General features: G+C 66.3%; 14 protein-coding genes. 9 read left to right on the top strand and 5 right to left on the bottom strand.

The features are described 5' to 3' along the window. Nucleotides 1–14 precede the first annotated feature (14 nt). The 4 genes from OHB23_RS00545 to benA all read right to left on the bottom strand — a co-directional run bounded on the left by OHB23_RS00545 (nt 15) and on the right by benA (nt 7,426). A complete protein-coding gene (locus OHB23_RS00545) occupies nt 15–2,720 on the bottom strand; it encodes a LuxR C-terminal-related transcriptional regulator (RefSeq protein ID WP_328810535.1) in 2,706 nt (901 codons plus the stop codon). A 71-nt stretch (nt 2,721–2,791) separates the two neighbouring features. Beyond that, nucleotides 2,792–5,536, bottom strand: coding sequence for a benzoate 1,2-dioxygenase electron transfer component BenC (benC, locus tag OHB23_RS00550; RefSeq protein ID WP_328810536.1), 2,745 nt, complete (start codon nt 5,534–5,536; stop codon nt 2,792–2,794). A gap of 16 nt (nt 5,537–5,552) precedes the next feature. Then, entirely contained in the window at nt 5,553–6,059 is a 507-nt protein-coding gene (gene benB, locus OHB23_RS00555; RefSeq protein ID WP_328810537.1) for a benzoate 1,2-dioxygenase small subunit, read from the bottom strand. 2 nt (nt 6,060–6,061) lie between these two features. After that, complete coding sequence (benA, locus tag OHB23_RS00560; protein ID WP_328810538.1) at nt 6,062–7,426, bottom strand: benzoate 1,2-dioxygenase large subunit; 1,365 nt, start codon at nt 7,424–7,426, stop codon at nt 6,062–6,064. 198 nt (nt 7,427–7,624) lie between these two features. On the opposite strand from benA, the gene OHB23_RS00565 reads away from it, so the two are divergent. The 8 genes from OHB23_RS00565 to OHB23_RS00600 all read left to right on the top strand — a co-directional run bounded on the left by OHB23_RS00565 (nt 7,625) and on the right by OHB23_RS00600 (nt 16,295). Beyond that, the gene (locus tag OHB23_RS00565) at nt 7,625–8,551 is read left to right on the top strand and encodes a LysR substrate-binding domain-containing protein (RefSeq protein ID WP_328810539.1); all 927 of its coding nucleotides are present in this window, start codon (nt 7,625–7,627) and stop codon (nt 8,549–8,551) included. After that, nucleotides 8,548–9,651, top strand: a complete 1,104-nt coding sequence (locus OHB23_RS00570; protein ID WP_328810540.1) for a mandelate racemase/muconate lactonizing enzyme family protein — start codon at nt 8,548–8,550, stop codon at nt 9,649–9,651. The genes OHB23_RS00565 and OHB23_RS00570 overlap by 4 nt, the downstream gene beginning before the upstream one ends. 74 nt (nt 9,652–9,725) lie before the next feature. Further along, on the top strand, nt 9,726–10,592 hold the full coding sequence (catA, locus tag OHB23_RS00575) for a catechol 1,2-dioxygenase (RefSeq protein ID WP_328810541.1): 867 nt from the start codon (nt 9,726–9,728) through the stop codon (nt 10,590–10,592). A gap of 5 nt (nt 10,593–10,597) precedes the next feature. Then, the gene (catC, locus tag OHB23_RS00580; RefSeq protein ID WP_328810542.1) at nt 10,598–10,882 is read left to right on the top strand and encodes a muconolactone Delta-isomerase; all 285 of its coding nucleotides are present in this window, start codon (nt 10,598–10,600) and stop codon (nt 10,880–10,882) included. 4 nt (nt 10,883–10,886) lie between these two features. After that, nucleotides 10,887–11,813: a helix-turn-helix domain-containing protein gene (locus OHB23_RS00585; protein ID WP_328810543.1), complete on the top strand. Its 927-nt coding sequence runs from the start codon at nt 10,887–10,889 to the stop codon at nt 11,811–11,813. 106 nt (nt 11,814–11,919) lie between these two features. Then, entirely contained in the window at nt 11,920–13,428 is a 1,509-nt protein-coding gene (locus OHB23_RS00590) for a GMC family oxidoreductase (RefSeq protein WP_328810544.1), read from the top strand. A 47-nt stretch (nt 13,429–13,475) separates the two neighbouring features. Beyond that, nucleotides 13,476–14,939 (top strand): benzaldehyde dehydrogenase, encoded by a 1,464-nt coding sequence (locus OHB23_RS00595; RefSeq protein ID WP_328810545.1) that lies wholly within the window; start codon nt 13,476–13,478, stop codon nt 14,937–14,939. Between the two features lie 66 nt (nt 14,940–15,005). Continuing rightward, entirely contained in the window at nt 15,006–16,295 is a 1,290-nt protein-coding gene (locus OHB23_RS00600) for a benzoate/H(+) symporter BenE family transporter (protein WP_328810546.1), read from the top strand. Here OHB23_RS00600 and OHB23_RS00605 read toward each other — a convergent pair. Then, nucleotides 16,283–17,194 (bottom strand): LysR family transcriptional regulator, encoded by a 912-nt coding sequence (locus OHB23_RS00605; RefSeq protein WP_328810547.1) that lies wholly within the window; start codon nt 17,192–17,194, stop codon nt 16,283–16,285. The two genes, OHB23_RS00600 and OHB23_RS00605, sit on opposite strands and share 13 nt — an antisense overlap. Before the next feature lie 111 nt (nt 17,195–17,305). Between OHB23_RS00605 and mdlC the strand changes: the two genes are divergently transcribed. Then, complete coding sequence (gene mdlC / locus OHB23_RS00610; protein WP_328810548.1) at nt 17,306–18,889, top strand: benzoylformate decarboxylase; 1,584 nt, start codon at nt 17,306–17,308, stop codon at nt 18,887–18,889. Nucleotides 18,890–18,899: the final 10 nt, after the last annotated feature.

An 18,899-nucleotide genomic window follows, 5' to 3' on the forward strand; every position in this document is an offset into this window, starting at 1 on the left:
GGCGTCGATGGCTGTCATGTTGCAGTGTTCCGCGCAGCCAGCTCGGCTCGTGACCGTATACCCAACTTGGCGTAGACCCTCGTCAGGTGAAATTGCACTGTCTTCACCGACAAGAACAGTTCCGCGGCGACCTCACGGTTGCTCAGGCCGGTGGCGACCAGAGCTGCCACCGCATCCTCTTGCGGCGTCAACATGTCGTGGGGCCGATCCTTATTCAGGACGGCCCGCATGCCACCGGCCTTGAGCTCTCGGTCGCAGCGAGCGACGTAGGCACTCGCTCCGATGGCGAGGTACGACTCGCGCGCCGCGGAGATGACCGCGTCCGCCTCCCGCCGCTTTCCTGCTCGCCGAAGCGTCTGGCCGTACGCGAAGTTGACCCGAGCTCGGTCGTAGATCAGAGGCAGATCGGTGAGGGCGGCCAGGGCGCTGTCGAACGATGCGCGTGCCGCGGCCAGGTCCCCCCGGGCACCGTGCAACCGTCCGCGAGCGTATCCGAGGCGCGCCTGTGTGGACTTGTGCCCGACGGCGACAGCACGTCGCTCGTGCACTGACAGAAAGACTTCGGCGTCGTCCAGTCGCCCCTCGACCACCAACGCGTTCGCGTAGATGTCCGCCCAGGGCCAGAAGCCCGGCTCCGAGACGTCGCCGGCAGCCCAGGACTCGGTCAGCGGGGACAGGGACCGCAGGACCCCGGGATAGTCGGCGCGGGCCTCGGCGATGGCCGCTCTCCCTAGACACGCAGGTACGCGCATGATCTCGTAGTCGCGGGCACCGGCATTGCCGACACGAGCGCTGTCCTCGGCTCGTGTCCAGTCTCCGCGGAGCGCATGTATCTGGGTGGCCGTCCAGTGCAGGAGGGGGGCGATCAACACCGAGCCCGACCGCCCGACGAGATCTACACCGGCCTCGACGACGCGGAGAGCCGCCTCCCAGTCGCCGGTGAGAAAGTACGTACGTCCGAGCCAGGCGTGTGCCCACAGCGAGATTCGGGTCGACCCGCCGAGGAAGTCCGTCGGAACCGCCGATTCGAGTTCGGCGCGAGCGGTGTCGACCAGATCGGTCGCGAGGTGCAGCCATCCCGCACCCATCTGCACTCGCTGGCCGACGGCACCGGTGGACGCGTGGCCCCAGAGGTCCTCGTAGCTGCTGAGGGCTTCTCGCGTGCGGCCGGTGCCACCGAGACCGAGACCGCGAATGGACTGTGCTTCGACGGCGGTCGCGTGGTCCGGCCCGACGAGTTCGACTGCACGATCGGCCCACAGAACCAGATCGGCTCCGCGACACCGGGCGAGATTGTGCAGCACCTGCCGGTGACAGATCACCGCCGCGGTCTGTGGATCGTGTCGACTCCGTACGGATTCCCAGGCGCGCCGGAGTCGGTCGTCCGCTTCCTGCGCTCGCCCGCGGAGGATGGCGAGGTACCCGAGCACGACGTCGCGCATCGGACTGTCGGGCAGGCTCTCCACCTCTGCTATGTGGGCGGCGGCGCCCGGCACGTCACCGGCCCCGATCATCGCATCCACGGCCAACACCAATCGCTCGTCGCGAGCCGTGGGGTCCAGGCTCGATCGGCTCGACAATTCGTACAGCCGCGCAGCGGATGCCCACTCGCCCTTCGCTGCTCGCTCCCCCGCGAGGCTGACGAGCTGTTCGGACAGGGTGTCGTCGGGCAGCGCCGAGGCGTGGACGAGATGCGCGAGGGCGTCAGCCTGGTCCTCGACGACGCCCGCCGCGCGTCGATGCAATCGAGCCCGGTCGGCGAAACCGATCGTGGCGAGGACCGCCGCGCGCACCATCGGATCGGGTGGCTCGAGCAGTATCGCTGTCGGGCTGCGGTGCACCACGACCAGTCCCGCGGTCGTCGCGGTGTCGACCGCATGCCACGGATCCTCGATGTCCGCGACGGCACAGACCACCGTCACGGACGTGGGAGCAGGAAGAACCGCGACTGCCTCGACGACAGCGCGGGTGGTGGGGTCGCACCGAGTCAAGGCCGCACGCACCCGAGAGTCCACGAAGGACGGTGCAGGCAGTTCCGTTCGCCCTCTGTGCCAGGTGGATGCGGGAGTCTCGTCGAGCAGGGCGACGATGTGTCGAGGCAAGCCTCCTGTGTGACGCACCAGATGAGTTGCGGCGGACAGGGGCAGCACCGCTCCACCGAGAGCCGCCAGATCAGCAGCGTCGGACACTCCCAGTGGGGCAACGACATACGTCTCGTCCGCGGCGCGGTCCAGGATCTCGTGCGCGGCTCCCGTCCCGGACGGCCGGGGGTGTCGTGACAGGAGCACGGCGATGCCGCCGACCCGGCCGTGGCGCACCATGGTGGCCAGCAGGCGCAGAGACTCGTGGTCCGCGTGGTGCGCGTCGTCGACGATGACCAGCACGGGCGAATCGCTATCGGACTCCATTGCCGCACCCAGTAACTCGGCCTGCGCGAGAACATCGAGCCCAGCATCTACAACACCCGGGGCCGGGACGAGTTGCCGCACGATCCCGTACGGGATGATCGATTCCCACGGCACCGCAGCGGCGCGCAGAACGACGGCGCGCGGGCACCGCTCGTGGACGAGATGTGCGGTCTCGTCGATCACCGTGGTGGTTCCGGCACCGGGTACGCCGTCGACGACGATGACGACGGACCGCGTCGCGGCACCGACCGCGGCAGCGACCAGATCGTCGAGCAGTCGCTGGCGGCCGACCACGGACGGGCGGATGAACACGGGTTCAGCGTAGTGGGGTCTCGACCTCGACATCGGCGAACGAGCGGCGGCGGCAGGGCCGAGACTCTGTGTCACCCGAGGTCACCGCCGGCGACCGGCAGCACCGTCCCCGTGATGTACGACGCCTCGTCCGACGCGAGGAAGCAGATCGCTGCTGCCTGTTCGTCCAAGGACCCGTATCTACCCAGAAGGGACGAGTCGACCGTCTGCTCGACGAGAGCCTGGTACCACTCGCGTTCCTGGTCGTCTGCGGGGCCGGGCCCACGGGCGATGCGCCTGGGCGGTGCATCGGTTCCGCCGGGCGCCGTGGCGACGACCCGCACCCCGTACGGCGCGGCCTCGAGAGCGAGCGCAGACGTGATGGCGTTGACGCCGCCCTTGGCCGCGGCGTACGGGACTCGGTGAATTCCGCGTGTGGCCACCGACGACACGTTGACGATGGTGCCGCCGCCCTGCGCGACCATGTGCGGGATCGCCGCCCGGCAGGACCACAGCGTCGGCCACAAGGACCGATCGATCTCCTTCTGCACCTGCTCGGGCGGGTACTCCCAGAAAGGCTTCGCCCAGATGGTGCCTCCCACCACATGGATGGAGACATCGATGCGGCCGTGCCGCTCGATCGCCGCCTCGACGGTGGCCGACGCGCCCTCCCAGGTCTCGAGATCTGCCAGCACCGCGTCGGCGGGCGCTGACTCGCTCGACAGTTCGGACGCGACCGCGTCGACCAGCTCGGACCGGTCCGCGAGAACCAGCGTGCCGCCCTCGGCGGAGATGCGCCGTGCCACCCACTCGCCGATACCCTGCGCAGCACCCGTCACCAGCACGACCTTGCCCGCGAACCGGCCGGGGCTGACGAACTTCGGCCGCTTGCTGTCGACCGTCTCCTGCATCGCTCGCTTCATCGTGATCTTCGACCGCTCGGCATGGTCCGCGATCAGTGTCCTGGCGCCGTCGCGGTCGCCTGCTTCGAAGGCGTCGACGATGTCGAGGTGGTCCTGTGCGCACAGCGGGTCGCACCATGTGGCGTTCCGCAGAACCTCGGCCATCGCGGCTTTCACGCCGAGTGCTTGATACGCCTGCAACAGGTGTTCGTTTCGGGTCTGCATGAACAGGTAGTCGTGGAACGCCGCGTTGGTGTCCGTGTACGCCGCGGCGTCGACGAACCTGTCCCCGTCGACGTACCGCGTGGTCGCCTCCGCCAGAAGGCGGTATCCGGCGATCTGCTGTGAGCTGAGCCGTCCGATGACCAGTTCGAGGGCACCGAGCTCGAGCGCACGCCGAGCTTCGAACACGGCGTCCGATTCGTGCACGGACGGATGCTCCTCCCCGATCTCGTACTCGGCCGACTGCGGATCCACCTCGTCCGGCATCGGCTCCATACGCGCCACGAGCGGCTCGGTCGGCGCGGTGGACCACACTCGCTGCCCCGCGACCGCGCCGGCATCGGACGCCACGAGCACGCCCTGCTCCGCATCCGGGGCGAAGGGGCGGCCTCCGCGCGAGCCGGCGGACACCGACTGACCCGCGATCGACCGCATCGCCGTCAGTTCGTCCTCGGCAGCCACGCGCTCACCGGTGGCGGTGTCGAGCGCCGCGACACGTCGATCGAAAACGATCTGGCCACACACCGTCCGCGGCGACCTGTCCTCCGTCTCGTGCTCGAGTGTGTCGGGAACGACGAAGCCACCCGTGCTCTCTTCCTCGGCCGGCACCGATTCGGTACGCGACGCCGGGTTCTCGCGTGTCGGCTGTTCGTCGGCAGGTGCCGCGGTCACGTCGTCCGCCGGATCCGCGTCGGCGGTCGACGACTTCGCGGACGGGGCGAACTTCTCGTAGTAGAAGCCTGTCGGCTCGACTGACTTGTCGGCGAAGTGTCCTCGCACCGCCTCGACCATCGGAGGCGGTCCGCAGAGGTAGACCGCGACGTCTCCGTCGTTGAGGTGCCGGGGTTCGATGAACCCGGTGACGTATCCGGTGTTGGCGGCGGTCGTGTCGGGGTCGGACACGCAGTAGTCCCAGGTGAACCCCGCGAGGCTGTCCGCCAGGTCTCTCAGCGTGTCGAGCTCGACCACGTCGTCGTCCGTGCTGACACCGTAGACGAGGTGTACGTCGCGAGTACTGCTCGTGGCGTCCAGGGTCCGCAGGATCGACAGGACCGGGGCGAGTCCGGTACCGCCCGCGAGAAGAAGCGCCGGCCGTTCCGCTTCGCGCAGGAAGAAGCTGCCGTGTGGTCCGGTGAAGGAGATGACGTCTCCCACTGCTGCGCGGTCCGACAGATAGGTCGACATCACTCCGCCGTCGATCAGCTTGACGAGGAAATCCAGCTCGTGCGCCCCCTGGACGCAACTGAACGAGTACGACCTGGTCTCCTCGGTACCGGGGACGGTGATGTTGACGTACTGCCCCGGTAGGAACGCGAGATCTACTCCCGCCGGGGACGCGACGGCCAATCGAACGGTGGTCGGAGACAGTCGCTCGACTGCACTGACCGTCGTCGCGTAGGTGGACGCCTGCGTCTTGGCCACCGCCGACGTGCTGGCGATCTGCAGGACCAGGTCGGATTCCGGCGTCATGCTGCAGGGGAGGCAGTACCCGTTGTCCGCTTCTTCCTCGGTAAGCGCATCCTCCAGGTAGGTGCCACCGTCGTACTCGCCGGACTCGCACACCGCCTTGCACGTCCCGCAGACGCCGTCTCGGCAGTCGAGTGGGATATTGATTCGCGACCGGTAGGCCGCGTCCGCCACCGTCTGCCCGTCGGTCACGGTGATGAAACGGGTGACGCCGTCCTCGAAGGACAACGCGACACGGTGACTCATGGCTCGTGCTCCTTCGTCAGAAGTGATAGATGTCGACGACGTGGTGGATGTAGTCGTTCTTCAGGACGACCGTCTTGCGACGAATCAACGGTGACTCGCCGGAGAAGTCGATCGTGTAGAAGGACGTCCCGTAGTACGGATCGATCGTCTTGTACCGGAAGTACATCGTGTGCCAGTTGAAACGGACGTCGACGATGTCACCCGTGCGCTCGATCACCTCGACGTTGCTGATGTTGTGACTGGTACGAGGTTCGGGAATCGACGTGGCGCTGGATCGTTCCGTACGGATGCGGAACACACGATCCTCCAGCCCTCCCTTGTTCTCGTAGTAGATGAGAGAGATGTCGGTCTGCGGGTCCTCGGTGAGCAGATCGTCGTCACCCCAGGACGGCATCCAATACTCGACGTCGTCGGCGTAGCAGGTGAGCCATTTCTCGAACTCACGATCGTCGAGGTAGCGCGCCTCGCGGTACAGGAACTGTTCGATCGCCGTCTGCGTGATCCGAGTCTCGGTGGAGGTCATGGTCATTTCACCTCTGCCTCGGTCGAGCGATCGATCGCTGCCAGCATGGTCTTGCGCCAGTACCCGTGCTGGACGTTGAAGAGACCCTCGTCCTCGTTCTTCACACCCGCGGAGATCACGCCGTGCATGTCGAGCGCCTCGGCCACCGGATCAGGCCCGGTGAGCCAGTGCTCGGCACCCCGGCTCATGTCGTTCCACGGCGCATTCGTGGCCTGGAAGGTGAGCTGGCAGGACCGGAACTCCTCGAGATCGTCCGGGGTGGCCATTCCGGAGGCGTTGAAGAAGTCCTCGTACTGGCGGATGCGGTGCGATCGGGCCTGCTTGCTCTCGCCCTTAGGGGCGATGCAGTAGATGGTGACCTCGGTCTTGTTCGGCGCGATGGGGCGGAAGTGCCGGATCTGCGTGCTGAACTGATCCATCAGATACACGTTCGGGTACAGGCAGAGGTTGCGCGAGCCCTTGACCATGAACTCGCCCTTGGCATCTCCGTGCTTCTCCTTGAGCGCATCCATCTGATCCCACAGTGGACGGTCCTGCGGATTGGCGGCCCAGGTCCACAGGCACAGGTGGCCGTTGGGGTAGGACCAGTAGCCGCCTCCCGACTTCCCCCAGCCGCCGGCGTCGAGTGCCTTGGTGGTGTTCTTGGACTCCCCGTTGTTCCGGCGCGAGGTGGTGGCCGCGTAGTTCCAGTGGACCGCGCTGACGTGATAGCCGTCGGCACCGTTCTCCGCCTGCACTTTCCAATTGCCGTCGAAGGTGTAGGTGGACGATCCCCGCAGCACCTCGAGACCGTCGGGTGACTGATCGACGAGCATGTCGATCACCTTGGTGGTGTCACCCAGGTGCTCCTCGAGCGTCGAGACGTCGGGGTTCAGACTCCCGAACAGGAAGCCGCGGTAGTTCCCGAACTGGGGCACCCTCGTGAGGTTGTGCGAGCCGTCGACATCGAAGGTGTCCGGGTAGCCGGCGCCCTCGGGGTCCTTGACCTTGAGCAACGTTCCGTCGTTACGGAAGGTCCACCCGTGGAACGGGCACGTGAGAGTGGGTCGGTTGTCGGTCTTGCGACGGCAGAGCATCGCGCCGCGGTGAGCGCAGGCGTTGATGAGCAGGTGCAGCTCGCCATCCTTGTCACGCGTGATCACGACGGGCTGGCGACCCATGTGGACGGTGAAGTAGTCGCCATTGTTCGGGATCTGCGACTCGTGTGCGAGGTAGATCCAGTTGCCCTCGAAGATGTTCTTCATCTCGAGTTCGAAAATCTCCTCGTCGGTGAAGATGGTGCGGTTGGCGCGGTAGATGCCGGCGTCGGCATCGTCCACCACTGCCGCGGCCACCTGGTCCCGCACATGGTCGAGCATTTCGGTCATCGAGTCCTCCGGACGTTGGGGTTTCCTCGACTGTGACAGTGCGTGTCGCTCGTCACACCAGGTCAAGACCCAGTATCGATTAGGACGTTCATTGATCGCTACTGCTTATCAATGGGACCCTTTCCGGTCTTTGTGGGAAATGTGTCGACGGCCTACCGTGGTGCAGATCACTCAGTCATCGAGATCGGAGCCGAACCAGTGGAGCTGCGCCACCTCCGGCAGTTCGTCGCCGTCGCCGAGACCCGTCACTTCGGGCAGGCGGCGAAAAGACTGTTCCTCGCCCAACCCGCCCTCTCCCAGTCCGTGCGGCAGCTCGAGGCAGAACTGGGGGTCACGCTGCTGGCCCGCACCACGCGGCAGGTCAGCCTGACCCCCGCGGGTGAGTACTTCTACCGCGAGACGGTCCGCCTCCTGGCCGGACTGGACGACAGCGTGACGAGCGTTCGGCGTATCGACGAGGGGCGGACCGGTCTGGTGCGTATCGGTTTCACGGGAACGGCCGCGTTCGACCGGCTGCCGGCCATCGCCCGCGCTCTGCGTCAACGGCTTCCCGAGGTGGTCCTCGAAATACACGGGGATCTGTTGACACCTGCGCAGGTCGAGGGCCTCCGCTCGGCGGAACTGGACCTCGCGGTACTCCGGCCGCCCGTGGCCGGAGACGACCTCGAGGTGCGCACCATCGCCCGCGAATCCATGGTGCTGGCGCTGCCGGTGGATCATCGGCTCGCCCAGGAGCCCGCGCTCGAGGTCCTGGACGTTTCCTTCGAGAGTTTCGTGATGTATTCCGATGCGCATTCGGCTGTCAACGAGGTCGTCGTGAGGAGCTGCCGTCTCGCGGGCTTCACCCCGAAAAGAGAACACGAGGCGCCGGACACCTCGGTTCTCCTCGCCCTCGTTGCGGCGGGCCTGGGCGTGGCGCTGGTACCGGAATCGGTTCGCTCGATGAAGCTCGACGGAGTCGTCTTCCGAGACGTCAGCGGGGCCGACACGATCGATCTGGCACTCGCGTGGAGTCGCGGCAAGTCCCTCCCCCTGGTGACCTCCCTGATCTCGGCACTCGAGGACGCGGGCATCCTGCCGTCCGCCGTACCGACCGATCCTGCTGCCCTGAAGGACATCTCATGAAGATCGTCGCCGTCGACGCGATCCCGTACTCCATCCCCTACCGCAAGCCGCTGCGCTTCGCGAGTGGCGAAGTCACTGCGGCAGAGCACGTTCTGATCCGTGTACACACCGACGACGGCATCGTCGGCATCGCCGACGCTCCCCCGCGCCCCTTCACCTACGGCGAGACCCAACGCGGCATCGTCGCCGTCGTCGAGACTCTCTTCGCACCCGCCGTCGTCGGCCTGACACTCACCCAGCACGAAGTGGTGCACTCCCGCCTCGCCCGCACCGTCGCCAACCCCGTCGCCAAGGCCGCGATCGACATGGCGATCTGGGACGCACTCGGACGCACCCTCGACCTCCCCGTCACAGAACTCCTCGGCGGCTACACCGACCGCATGCGCGTGAGCCACATGCTCGGCTTCGACACTCCCGCCGCCATGGTCGACGAGGCCACCCGCATGCGCTCCGAGTACGGCATCGAGGTGTTCAAGATCAAGGTGGGCCGTCGCCCCGTGTCCCTGGACACCGCGGTCGTCCGAGCACTGCGCGAGAACCTCGGGCCCGACGTCGAACTGTACGTCGACGGCAACCGAGGATGGACCGCGTCCGAATCCGCCCGCGCGATGGCCGAGATGCGCGACCTCGATCTCTCCCTCGCCGAAGAGCTCTGTCCTGCAGACGATGTACTCGGTCGGCGGTGGCTCGTCTCCCAGCTCGACGTGCCGTTCGTCGCAGACGAATCCGCGGTCACACCCGCCGAGATCACCCGCGAGGTACTCGGTGGCTCCGCGACCGCCGTCAGCATCAAGACCGCTCGCTCGGGCTTCACCGGTGCACGCCGCACACATCACCTCTGCGAGGGCCTCGGCCTCGAGGTCGTCATGGGCAACCAGATCGACGGCCAACTCGGCTCCGCGTGCACCGTCGCGTTCGGCGCCGCCTTCGACCTCACGTCCCGACGCGCCGGAGAACTGTCCAACTTCCTCGACATGAGCGACGACCTCCTCACCGAACCGCTCGAAATCCGCGACGGCGAACTCACCGTCCACACCGGCGCCGGGCTCGGAGTCGACATCGACCCCGATCAACTCGGCCGCTACCGGCAGGACACCTGACCCGTCCCGCACACCACCCGTATCAGCCTGCACCACGTATCAGCCCGCATGACACATCAGAAGGAGAACCACCCGTGAGCATCGATCACGCACCCGAGACCGCCACCGCTGCCGCATCCGGATCCAACGCCACTCAGCGCTTCACCTCGGACAAGCAGTTCGCGGCGTCGACGTCGCCCGAACGCGTCAGCACCCTGGCCCGCCAGGTCCTGAGCGCCGTGCACGACACCATCCGCGAACACGGCGTGACCTACGACGAGTACAACGCCCTCAAGGCGTGGCTCATCAATGTCGGCCAGGACGGTGAATGGCCCCTCTTCCTCGACGTGTGGGTCGAACACGTCATCGAGGAGGTCGCCAGCGAGAGCCGCGAGGGCAGCAAGGGCACCATCGAGGGCCCGTACTACGTTCCCGCCGCCCCCGAGCTCGGCCACGATGCGGTCCTCCCCACCCGCGAGGGTGAGCAGGGCACCCCGCTGCTGTTCCAGGGACGGGTCACCGACACCTCGGGGCAGGGCCTCGGCGGCGCGGTCATCGAGATCTGGCACGCCGACTCCGATGGCTTCTACTCGCAGTTCGCACCCGGCATCCCCGAGTGGAATCTGCGCGGCACCGTCACCTCGGATGCCGACGGACACTTCCGCATTCGCACGATGCGGCCCGCCCCGTACCAGATCCCCACCGACGGTGCCTGCGGCAAGCTCATCTCCGCTGCCGGCTGGCACCCGTGGCGGCCCGCGCACCTGCACCTCAAGGTCGCCGCGTCCGGACACCAGCAGATCACCACCCAGCTCTATTTCCCCGGTGACGCGCACAACGACGACGACGTCGCCGACGCCGTCAAGCCCGAACTGATCCTCGACCCCCGCGATGTCGACGGCGGCCAGGAAGTGACCTACGACTTCGTCCTCGACTCGACGACCTCGGCGCAGAAGGCCTGAGCGCCATGCTGTTCGCGGTCACCATGCAGGTGGACATCCCGCTCGACCTGGATCCCGATGTCCGCACGGACACGCTCGCGCGGGAGAAGGCGTACTCGCAGGAACTGCAACGCGGCGGCGAATGGGTGCACATCTGGCGACTGGTGGGTCAGTACTCCAACCTCAGCGTCTTCGACGTGCGCGACAACGAGAGGCTCCACGAGATCCTGTGGAATCTTCCGCTGTTCCCGTTCATGACCATCGACGTGACCCCCCTCGCGACACATCCGTCGGCCATCGCGAACGGGTGAGAAGATGACGACCGACGACACCTGGCGCGCCGAACTCGGGGCGACTTTCGCCGGCCTCGTCCCGGAGCCCTCCGGTGACGAGGCCGGCGTCGATGGTCGGATCGACGGGGCCGCGCTCGGCGATCTGCGGACGTACCGGGTCACCGGTACGCCGCAGGTCGTCCGGCGCACCCCCCGCGCGGTTCGCAGGGAGCCGACGGAAGCGCTCAAGGTGTGTCTGCAGGTCCGCGGACGTGCCATCGTGCATCAAGGTGATCGCGAACTGGTCATCGGTCCGGGCCAGTTCGGGGTGTACGACACACGACGCGCGTACGACCTGCGCCTGGAGGGCGACTGGGAATGTTCTGTCCTGGTCTTCGCACCGGACGCGCTGGCGATGCCGTTGCGGTGGTTGGACACCGTCATGACTCGGGTGCACGACGCCTCGTCTGGCCCGGGAACGGTGCTGGCACCGTTCGTGGACGCCTCACTCGACGGGACCGGCGCCGAGCCTGCCGGCTCCCGGGTACGCTTCGGCGATGCCGGCCTACGCCTGCTCTGCAGCGCATTGTCGTCGGGCGACGTCGATGGGCGTACTGACGACGACACACATGCTCAGGCGCAACGGATGTCGATCGTCGATCACATCCGTCGCCACCTGACGGACCCCTCGCTGAGTCACCGCACGGTCGCTCACGCCCACGGGATGTCTCCGCGGAGCCTCGACCGACTGTTCCAGGACGAGGGTCGAACGGTGGCGACGACGGTGCGCACGATGCGGCTCGAGGCGGCACGGCGCGACCTTCTGGACGTTCGATCTCGTACCGTCGGCATCGGCGCGATCGCGGCACGATGGTGCTTCCTCGATCCAGCCTACTTCAGCCGAATCTACAAGCAACACTTCGGGATCAGTCCTTCCTCGGACCGCGCCTCACTGCGGTCGGTGGCGTGATCTTCCTGATGACGAGGCGCAGGAACACAAGTTGCACGGACCTTTCCGGGTCATAGTGACGTCGGGCCGAATGTGCGGCCCGTCACACTCACGGGAGCAGGGAAACGTGAATCACACGTACGACTACGTCATCGTCGGCGGCGGATCAGCAGGATGCGTTCTGGCCGCCCGGCTGAGCGAAAATCCGGACACCTCGGTGTTGCTTCTCGAGAGCGGTGGCCGCGACGACAAGGCCGAGCTCGCCGTTCCACCGGCATGGCCGACGCTCTGGGGCAGCGAGGTGGATTACTCCTACTCGACCGTTGCACAGCCGGGAACCGCTGGACTGAAACACGATTGGCCACGCGGACACACTCTCGGCGGCAGCAGCAGCATCAACGCGATGGTGCACTTGCGCGGGCACCGCAACGATTTCGACCACTGGACCGAGACCGCCGGCGAGAGTTGGTCGTACGACGCGGTGCTGCCTTACTTCGTACGGTCGGAAACGGTCGTCGACGGCGACTCGAAGGTCCGAGGCGACTCCGGCCCACTGCGACCCGCTCCGTCCGCCGATCCCCATCCCGTGTCGCAGACCTTCCTGGACGCGGCTGCCGAGGTGGGACACCCGATCACGCGGGATTTCAACGGCACCGATCAGGAGGGCGCCGGATGGCACGATCTCGCCATCGCGGACGGCGCGCGCACCAGCGTCGCGAATGCCTACCTGTCCCCCATCGAGGCCCACCGTCCCAACCTCACCGTCTCGGTCCGCTCGCGCGTGGAGAAGTTGGTCGTCGAGGACGGCCGATGCGTGGGAGTGCGTTACCGGGTCGACGGTGGGATCGTCACCGTGTACGCAGCTCGCGAAGTCCTGCTGAGCGCAGGGTCCGTCGATTCGCCGCGCCTGCTCCTGCTCTCGGGTATCGGTCCGAGCGACGAGCTCGAGGCACTCGGCATCCCGGTCGTCCACGACCTTCCGGGCGTCGGCAAGAATCTGCACGACCATCCCCTCTGCTCCGTGGTGTACGAGGCTCAGAAGGTGGTCCCGCCCGGCACCACCAACCACGCCGAGGTCTCGATGCTCTGGCGCAGCGCCCCCGAACTCGACGGTCCGGACATGCAGTTGATGTTCATCCATGTGCCCTTTCACCCGGCCACGCTCAGCGCGCCGCCCAACAGCATCACCTTCGGTGTCACCACCGTTCCCGACAGCCGCGGGAGCGTCACCCTCGCCTCGTCGGACCCGGCCGATGCTCCGCTGATCGATCCGAACTACCTCGGCGAACGGAGCGACGTCGACCGACTCGTGGCCGCTGTCGCCGTGGCACGCGAACTCGCAGGGGCCGAGGCGTTCTCGGAGTGGGGCCTGCAGGAGGTCCTTCCCGGCAGCAGTGTCGTCGACGATGCATCGCTTCGCGATTTCGTGGCCACCGCCACCGGCACCTACTACCACCCGGTGGGCACCTGCCGCATGGGGACGGACCCGCACTCCGTCGTAGGACCCGATCTGAGGGTCCACGGCATCGACGGAATTCGTGTCGTCGATGCGTCGGTGATGCCGACGGTCGTCTGCGTCAACACCAATGCCGCCACCGTCATGATCGCCGAGAAGGCTGCCGATCTCATTCGCTGACCTGAACCGTTACAACACCAGCCGACAACAACAGGAGACAGACAGACATGACCACCACACTGGCCGGAACCGACTGGCACGGAAAAATCTTCAGCGGTGGCTGGCGCGACGGCCGCGGCGGTACCACGACGACCGTCGAACCGGCGACCGGCGCGAGCCTCGGCGACATCGGCCTCGCCGATGCACAGGACGTGTCCGATGCCGTCGATCGTGCCACTGCCGCGCAGCCCGCGTGGGCGGCTCTGCCGGGTGGCGAGCGCGCAGCGGTGCTGCGCCGTACCGCCATCCTGCTCGGCGACCACCGCGGAGAATTCGAGGAGTGGCTCATCCGCGAAGGCGGTGGGGTGCCAGGTAAAGCGGCTTTCGAGGTCGATCTCGTCCTGAGCGAGCTGTGGGAAGCGTCCGCGCTCCCGACACAGCCCTACGGGCATCTGCTTCCGACCAGCGAGGCGGGGCGTCAGTCCATCGCCCGACGCGTGCCGATCGGTGTCGTCGGCGTCATCAGCCCGTGGAATTTTCCGCAGATTCTGTCCATGCGCGCAGTGGCTCCCGCACTCGCACTGGGTAATGCGGTGATTCTCAAACCGGATATTCAGACGTCCGTGGCCGGCGGTGTTCTCCTGGCACGCCTTCTCGAAGAGGCGGGTCTGCCCGACGGTGTGTTCCACGTCCTGCCCGGCGACGCCGAACCCGGCGCCGCCGTCGCCGAGCACCCGGGCATCGGCATGGTGTCCTTCACCGGCTCCACCGCGGTGGGACGCAAAGTCGGCGAAGCGGCCGGTCGCACTCTGAAGCGCGTCTCCCTGGAGCTCGGCGGCAACAACGCCCTCATAGTCCTCGACGATGCCGACCTCGAGGTGGCGAGTTCCGCCGGCGCGTGGGGCGCATTCCTTCATCAGGGCCAAGTCTGCATGACCGCTGGTCGACACATCGTGCTCGAGTCCGTTGCGGACCAGTACCTCGACCACCTCGCTGCGCGCGCAAAGAATCTGCCCGTGGGCAACCCCTTCACCGACCAGGTGGCACTCGGACCCTTGATCAACGAGACGCAACTGAAGAACGTCGACCGTATCGTCTCGGAGACCGTCGCCGCAGGCGCGGAGGTCCGGGCCGGGGCGAATCACCGGGGCCTGTTCTACGAGCCCACCGTTCTCGCGGGTGTGACGTCGTCGATGCCTGCGTTCCGAGAGGAGATCTTCGGACCGGTCGCCCCGGTGATCGTCGTCCGTGACGAGGACGAGGCGATCGCTGTCGCGAACGACAGTGAGTACGGGCTGGTCGCGGCGATTCAGACGGGCTCCGTCGAACGAGGCCGTCACATCGCGGACTCGCTGCGTACCGGAATCGTGCACATCAACGATCAGACGCTCAACAATGACGCCTACGCACCCTTCGGCGGAATGGGTGCGTCCGGTAACGGCGCTCGGTTCGGTACGCAGAGCAGTTGGGACGAGTTCACCCAGTGGCAGTGGATCACCTCCCGTGACCAGGCGCATCCGTTCCCGTTCTGAGCTCGATCCGGAAGAGGGGCCGGGTCGACGACGATGACGCGGCCCCTCGTGCACGAGGGGTGACACGTGACCGAGACAGACGATCGATCGTCCTTCGACAGCGGTGACATCGCATCACCACGACGCCGCCCCCCGGGCCTCCGCGCGTTGAAGCGCAGTTGCAGCACCGAGACCGTGGGGGCGGGCGCGACCGGTGTGCTGTTTTCGGCGACAGGCCCCGTTGCGGTCATTCTGGGTGCCGCATCGGTGGGTGGTCTGACGAGCACGCAGACAGCATCGTGGATCTTCGGGGTGTTCGTCCTGAACGGGGTCCTGACCCTGGTTGTCAGCTGGGTGTACCGAATGCCGCTCGCATTCTTCTGGACCATTCCCGGAACCGTGTTGGTGGGGCAGTCGCTCACGAACCTGGCCTGGCCCGAGGTGGTGGGCGCCTACGTCGTGACCGGCGTTCTCATCGTCGCACTCGGATCGACCGGCCTCGTGGCCGCGGTGATGCGCCTGTTGCCTGTCCCCATCGTCATGGCGATGGTGGCCGGCGCGTTCCTGTCGTTCGGGACCGAGCTCGTGCGATCGGTGACTGCCGATGTCTCGATCGCGGGGACCATGGTCGTCGCCTGGGTCATCGTGAGCAGTTCCGCACGGTGGAGACCGCGGATTCCGCCGGTGCTCGTGTCGCTACTGGCCGGTCTGTCTGCACTCGTCATCACCGACGGCTTCTCACCGGATGCTGCGTCCGGGCTGCCGATGGTCGGACTGCCGGAATTCGTTGTGCCCGTGTTCACGTGGCAAGCCTGCGGTCAGTTGGTGATTCCACTCGCCATCACGGTCATCGCGGTGCAGAACGGCCAGGGTGCAGCTGTTCTGCGTGCGGCCGGGCATCGACCACCCATCACTGTCATCACCGTTCTCTCCGGGGTGTGGTCGGTCCTCGTCGCTCCTCTGGGTGCTGTCTCCACCTGCCTGGCCGGCCCGACGAATGCCTTGCTGACCGCCGTCGGGCGACGCGAGCACCAATACATCGCCGGAATGGTCTGCGGAGCGCTGGCCGTCGTCGTCGGTCTGTCCGCCCCCGCTCTGGTCCGCGGGCTCGTATCGGTACCGCACACCTTCGTCGCCGCTCTGGCCGGACTCGCCATGTTGGAGGCGCTGCGTGGTGCGTTCGTAGCCGCGTTCGGCGAACCCGCCGACCAGGCTGAGTCGGCTCGTCCGGCCCTGGCGCCTCTCGTGACACTGCTCGTGACGGTGTCAGGGGTGCAGGTCGCCGGTCTCGGCGCGCCGTTCTGGGCCTTGATCTGCGGGGTGGTGACCGCACTGGTGCTGGACGGCACAGCAGGAAAGCGCCGTCAACCGGACTGACCTGCCGTCCCCTGCAGTGCATCGCAGATGGTACGGCGGAACCACTCCGCAGCCGGCGAGGGAAGGACACGTTTGTAGGTGTAGAGCGATATCTCCGCCGGCGCGATGTCGAGCGGCAGATCGAAGGTACGCACGTCCGCCAACGTGGTGAACATGTTCGAGACGGTACCGGGAATGACACCGAGCAGGTCCGTTCGTTCGAGCAATCTCGGCAGAGCTGTGAAATGAGGAACTCGAATTGCCACGTCGCGGCGCGAACCCAGCCGTTCCAGGGCACGGTCGACCTCGACGTGGCCACTGGCGTCGGCGACAACGACGTGCCGTTCGGCCAGGTACTCCTCCAGAGTCGGCGCGCTCCCGATCCGTGGGTGGGCGGCGAAACAGAGCCCGGTGTAGCGGTCGCGCAGCAGAACATCGCGTGCGAGATCCGGAGCGGTGAAGCGAGGTGTGCATATCGCCGCGTCAGCGTCGTTCTGACGAAGGTCCCTTCCCATGGTGGTGAAGTCCAACGGTGTGACCTCGACGCGTGCGAGCGGTGCGCGTTCGCGGAACAGCGCCAGGACGGACGGTAGAAGGGCGACCTCGCCGAGATCCGTGGCCAAGAGCCGGAAGGAGCGGGTCGACGTGCGCGGTTCGAACGTCGTGACCGCGTGGACCACGGAGTCCATCACCTCGAGCGCCTGTTGCAGCTCCGGGTACAACCGTTCCGCGACCTGCGTCGGACGGAGACCCAGCGCTGTCCGACGGAACAGATCGTCGGCGAAGTGCTTTCGAAGTCGCTTGAGTCCGTGACTGACCGATGGTTGTGTCACCGAGAGTTCGGCTGCGGTCGCAGTGACACTTCCGGTCTGGAACAACAGTACGAAGGTACGAACCAGGTTGAGGTCGATCTGAGTCACACCACGATATTATTCTCTTCTATACCCGCATAACGAACATTCATTGGATTCACGTGAGTGACCTGGATAACGTCGGTCACACGGCACGTACCGAAGCGGGAAAGGCACCTCATGGCCACGGTCAGCGATATCACCTACGAACTACTCCGGGCGCGAGGATTGACGACGATCTTCGGCAACCCCGGGTCCAACGAGTTGCCTTTCCTGTCCGGAATGCCCTCCGACTTCCGTTACGTTCTCGGGCTGCACGAGGGCGCCGTCATGTCGATGGCGGATGGATATTCACTCGCCACCGGAGAAGCCGTGTTCGTCAATCTGCACGCCGCGTCCGGTTCTGGAAACGCGATGGGCGCGTTGACCAATGCCGTGTACTCACACAGCCCGTTGATCGTGACCGCAGGCCAGCAGGTCCGCTCGACGATCGGGCAGGAGGTGATGCTCGCGAACGTCGACGCGACCATGCTGATGCATCCGCTGGTGAAGTGGAGTGCGGAACCACTGTGCGCCGAGGACGTACCTCGGGTGATCAGTCAGGCCATCCACACTGCGCTTCTTCCCGCGAAGGGCCCGGTCTACGTGTCGGTTCCTTACGATGACTGGGCGCAGGAAGCGCCGGACGAGACCCGTCACCTGCTGGCCCGGACGACGACGGCCGCATCGGACCTCAGCGAAGCTCAACTCGTCGAACTCGTCGAGGTTCTCGATGCCGCAGTGAATCCGGTTCTCGTCCTGGGACCGGCGGTGGATGCCGAGCACGCCAACGAGTTCGCCGTCGAGCTGTCGGACAAACTGGCCGCACCGGTCTGGATCGCCCCGTCACCATCGCGGTGCCCCTTCCCCACCCGCCATCCAGCATTCAGAGGCGTCCTCCCGGCCGGAGTGGAACAGCTTTCACACGCTCTCGACGGGCACGACCTGATCGTCGTCATCGGTGCACCTGTGTTCCGATATCACCAGCATGTGCCCGGAAACTATCTACCCGACGGCGCGACACTGATCCACATCACCGCCGACGCCGGTGAAGCCGCGCGCTCGCCCATGGGTCGCGCGTTCGTCGCCCCTGTACGCGAAGCTTTGGCGGCACTCGCGAAGAGGGTGTCCACCAGCTCACGACCCGCTCTCGAACCGCTCGCAGACTTCCCTGAGCCGAGAACGTCGTCCGATGGCCTCTCTCCCGACCTGCTCTTTGCCACCATTCGTGAGAACGCACCAGCGGACACGATCTACGTCAACGAATCCACCTCCACCTCGCAAGACTTCTTCGCGCAGATGAATCTGTCCCGGCAAGGAAGCTTCTACTTTCCCGCCTCCGGTGGCCTCGGTTTCGGCCTGCCCGCTGCCGTCGGTGTGGCCCTGGCCCGGAAACGACCTGTTGTCGGGCTTATCGGAGACGGATCCGCCAACTACGGCATCACCGCCTTGTGGACGGCAGCGCAGTACGACATTCCCGTCGTGTTCGTCATCCTGAAGAACGGCACGTACGGCGCTCTGCGTGGTTTCGGGGCACTGCTCGGGACCGGAGAAACGCCCGGCCTCGACGTTCCCGGCCTCGACTTCGTGAAGATCGCCGAAGGGTACGGCGTCAGCGCCACGGCAGTGTCCACCACCGAATCGTTCGCCTCGGCGTTCCGCTCGGCACTGAACGCGAACGCCCCACACCTGATCGAAGTGACCACCACCTTCGAGCAACCCTGAACGACGAGGA

Origin of the sequence: Rhodococcus sp. NBC_00294, assembly GCF_036163995.1 — a bacterium.
Classification (GTDB): Bacteria; Actinomycetota; Actinomycetes; order Mycobacteriales; family Mycobacteriaceae; genus Rhodococcoides.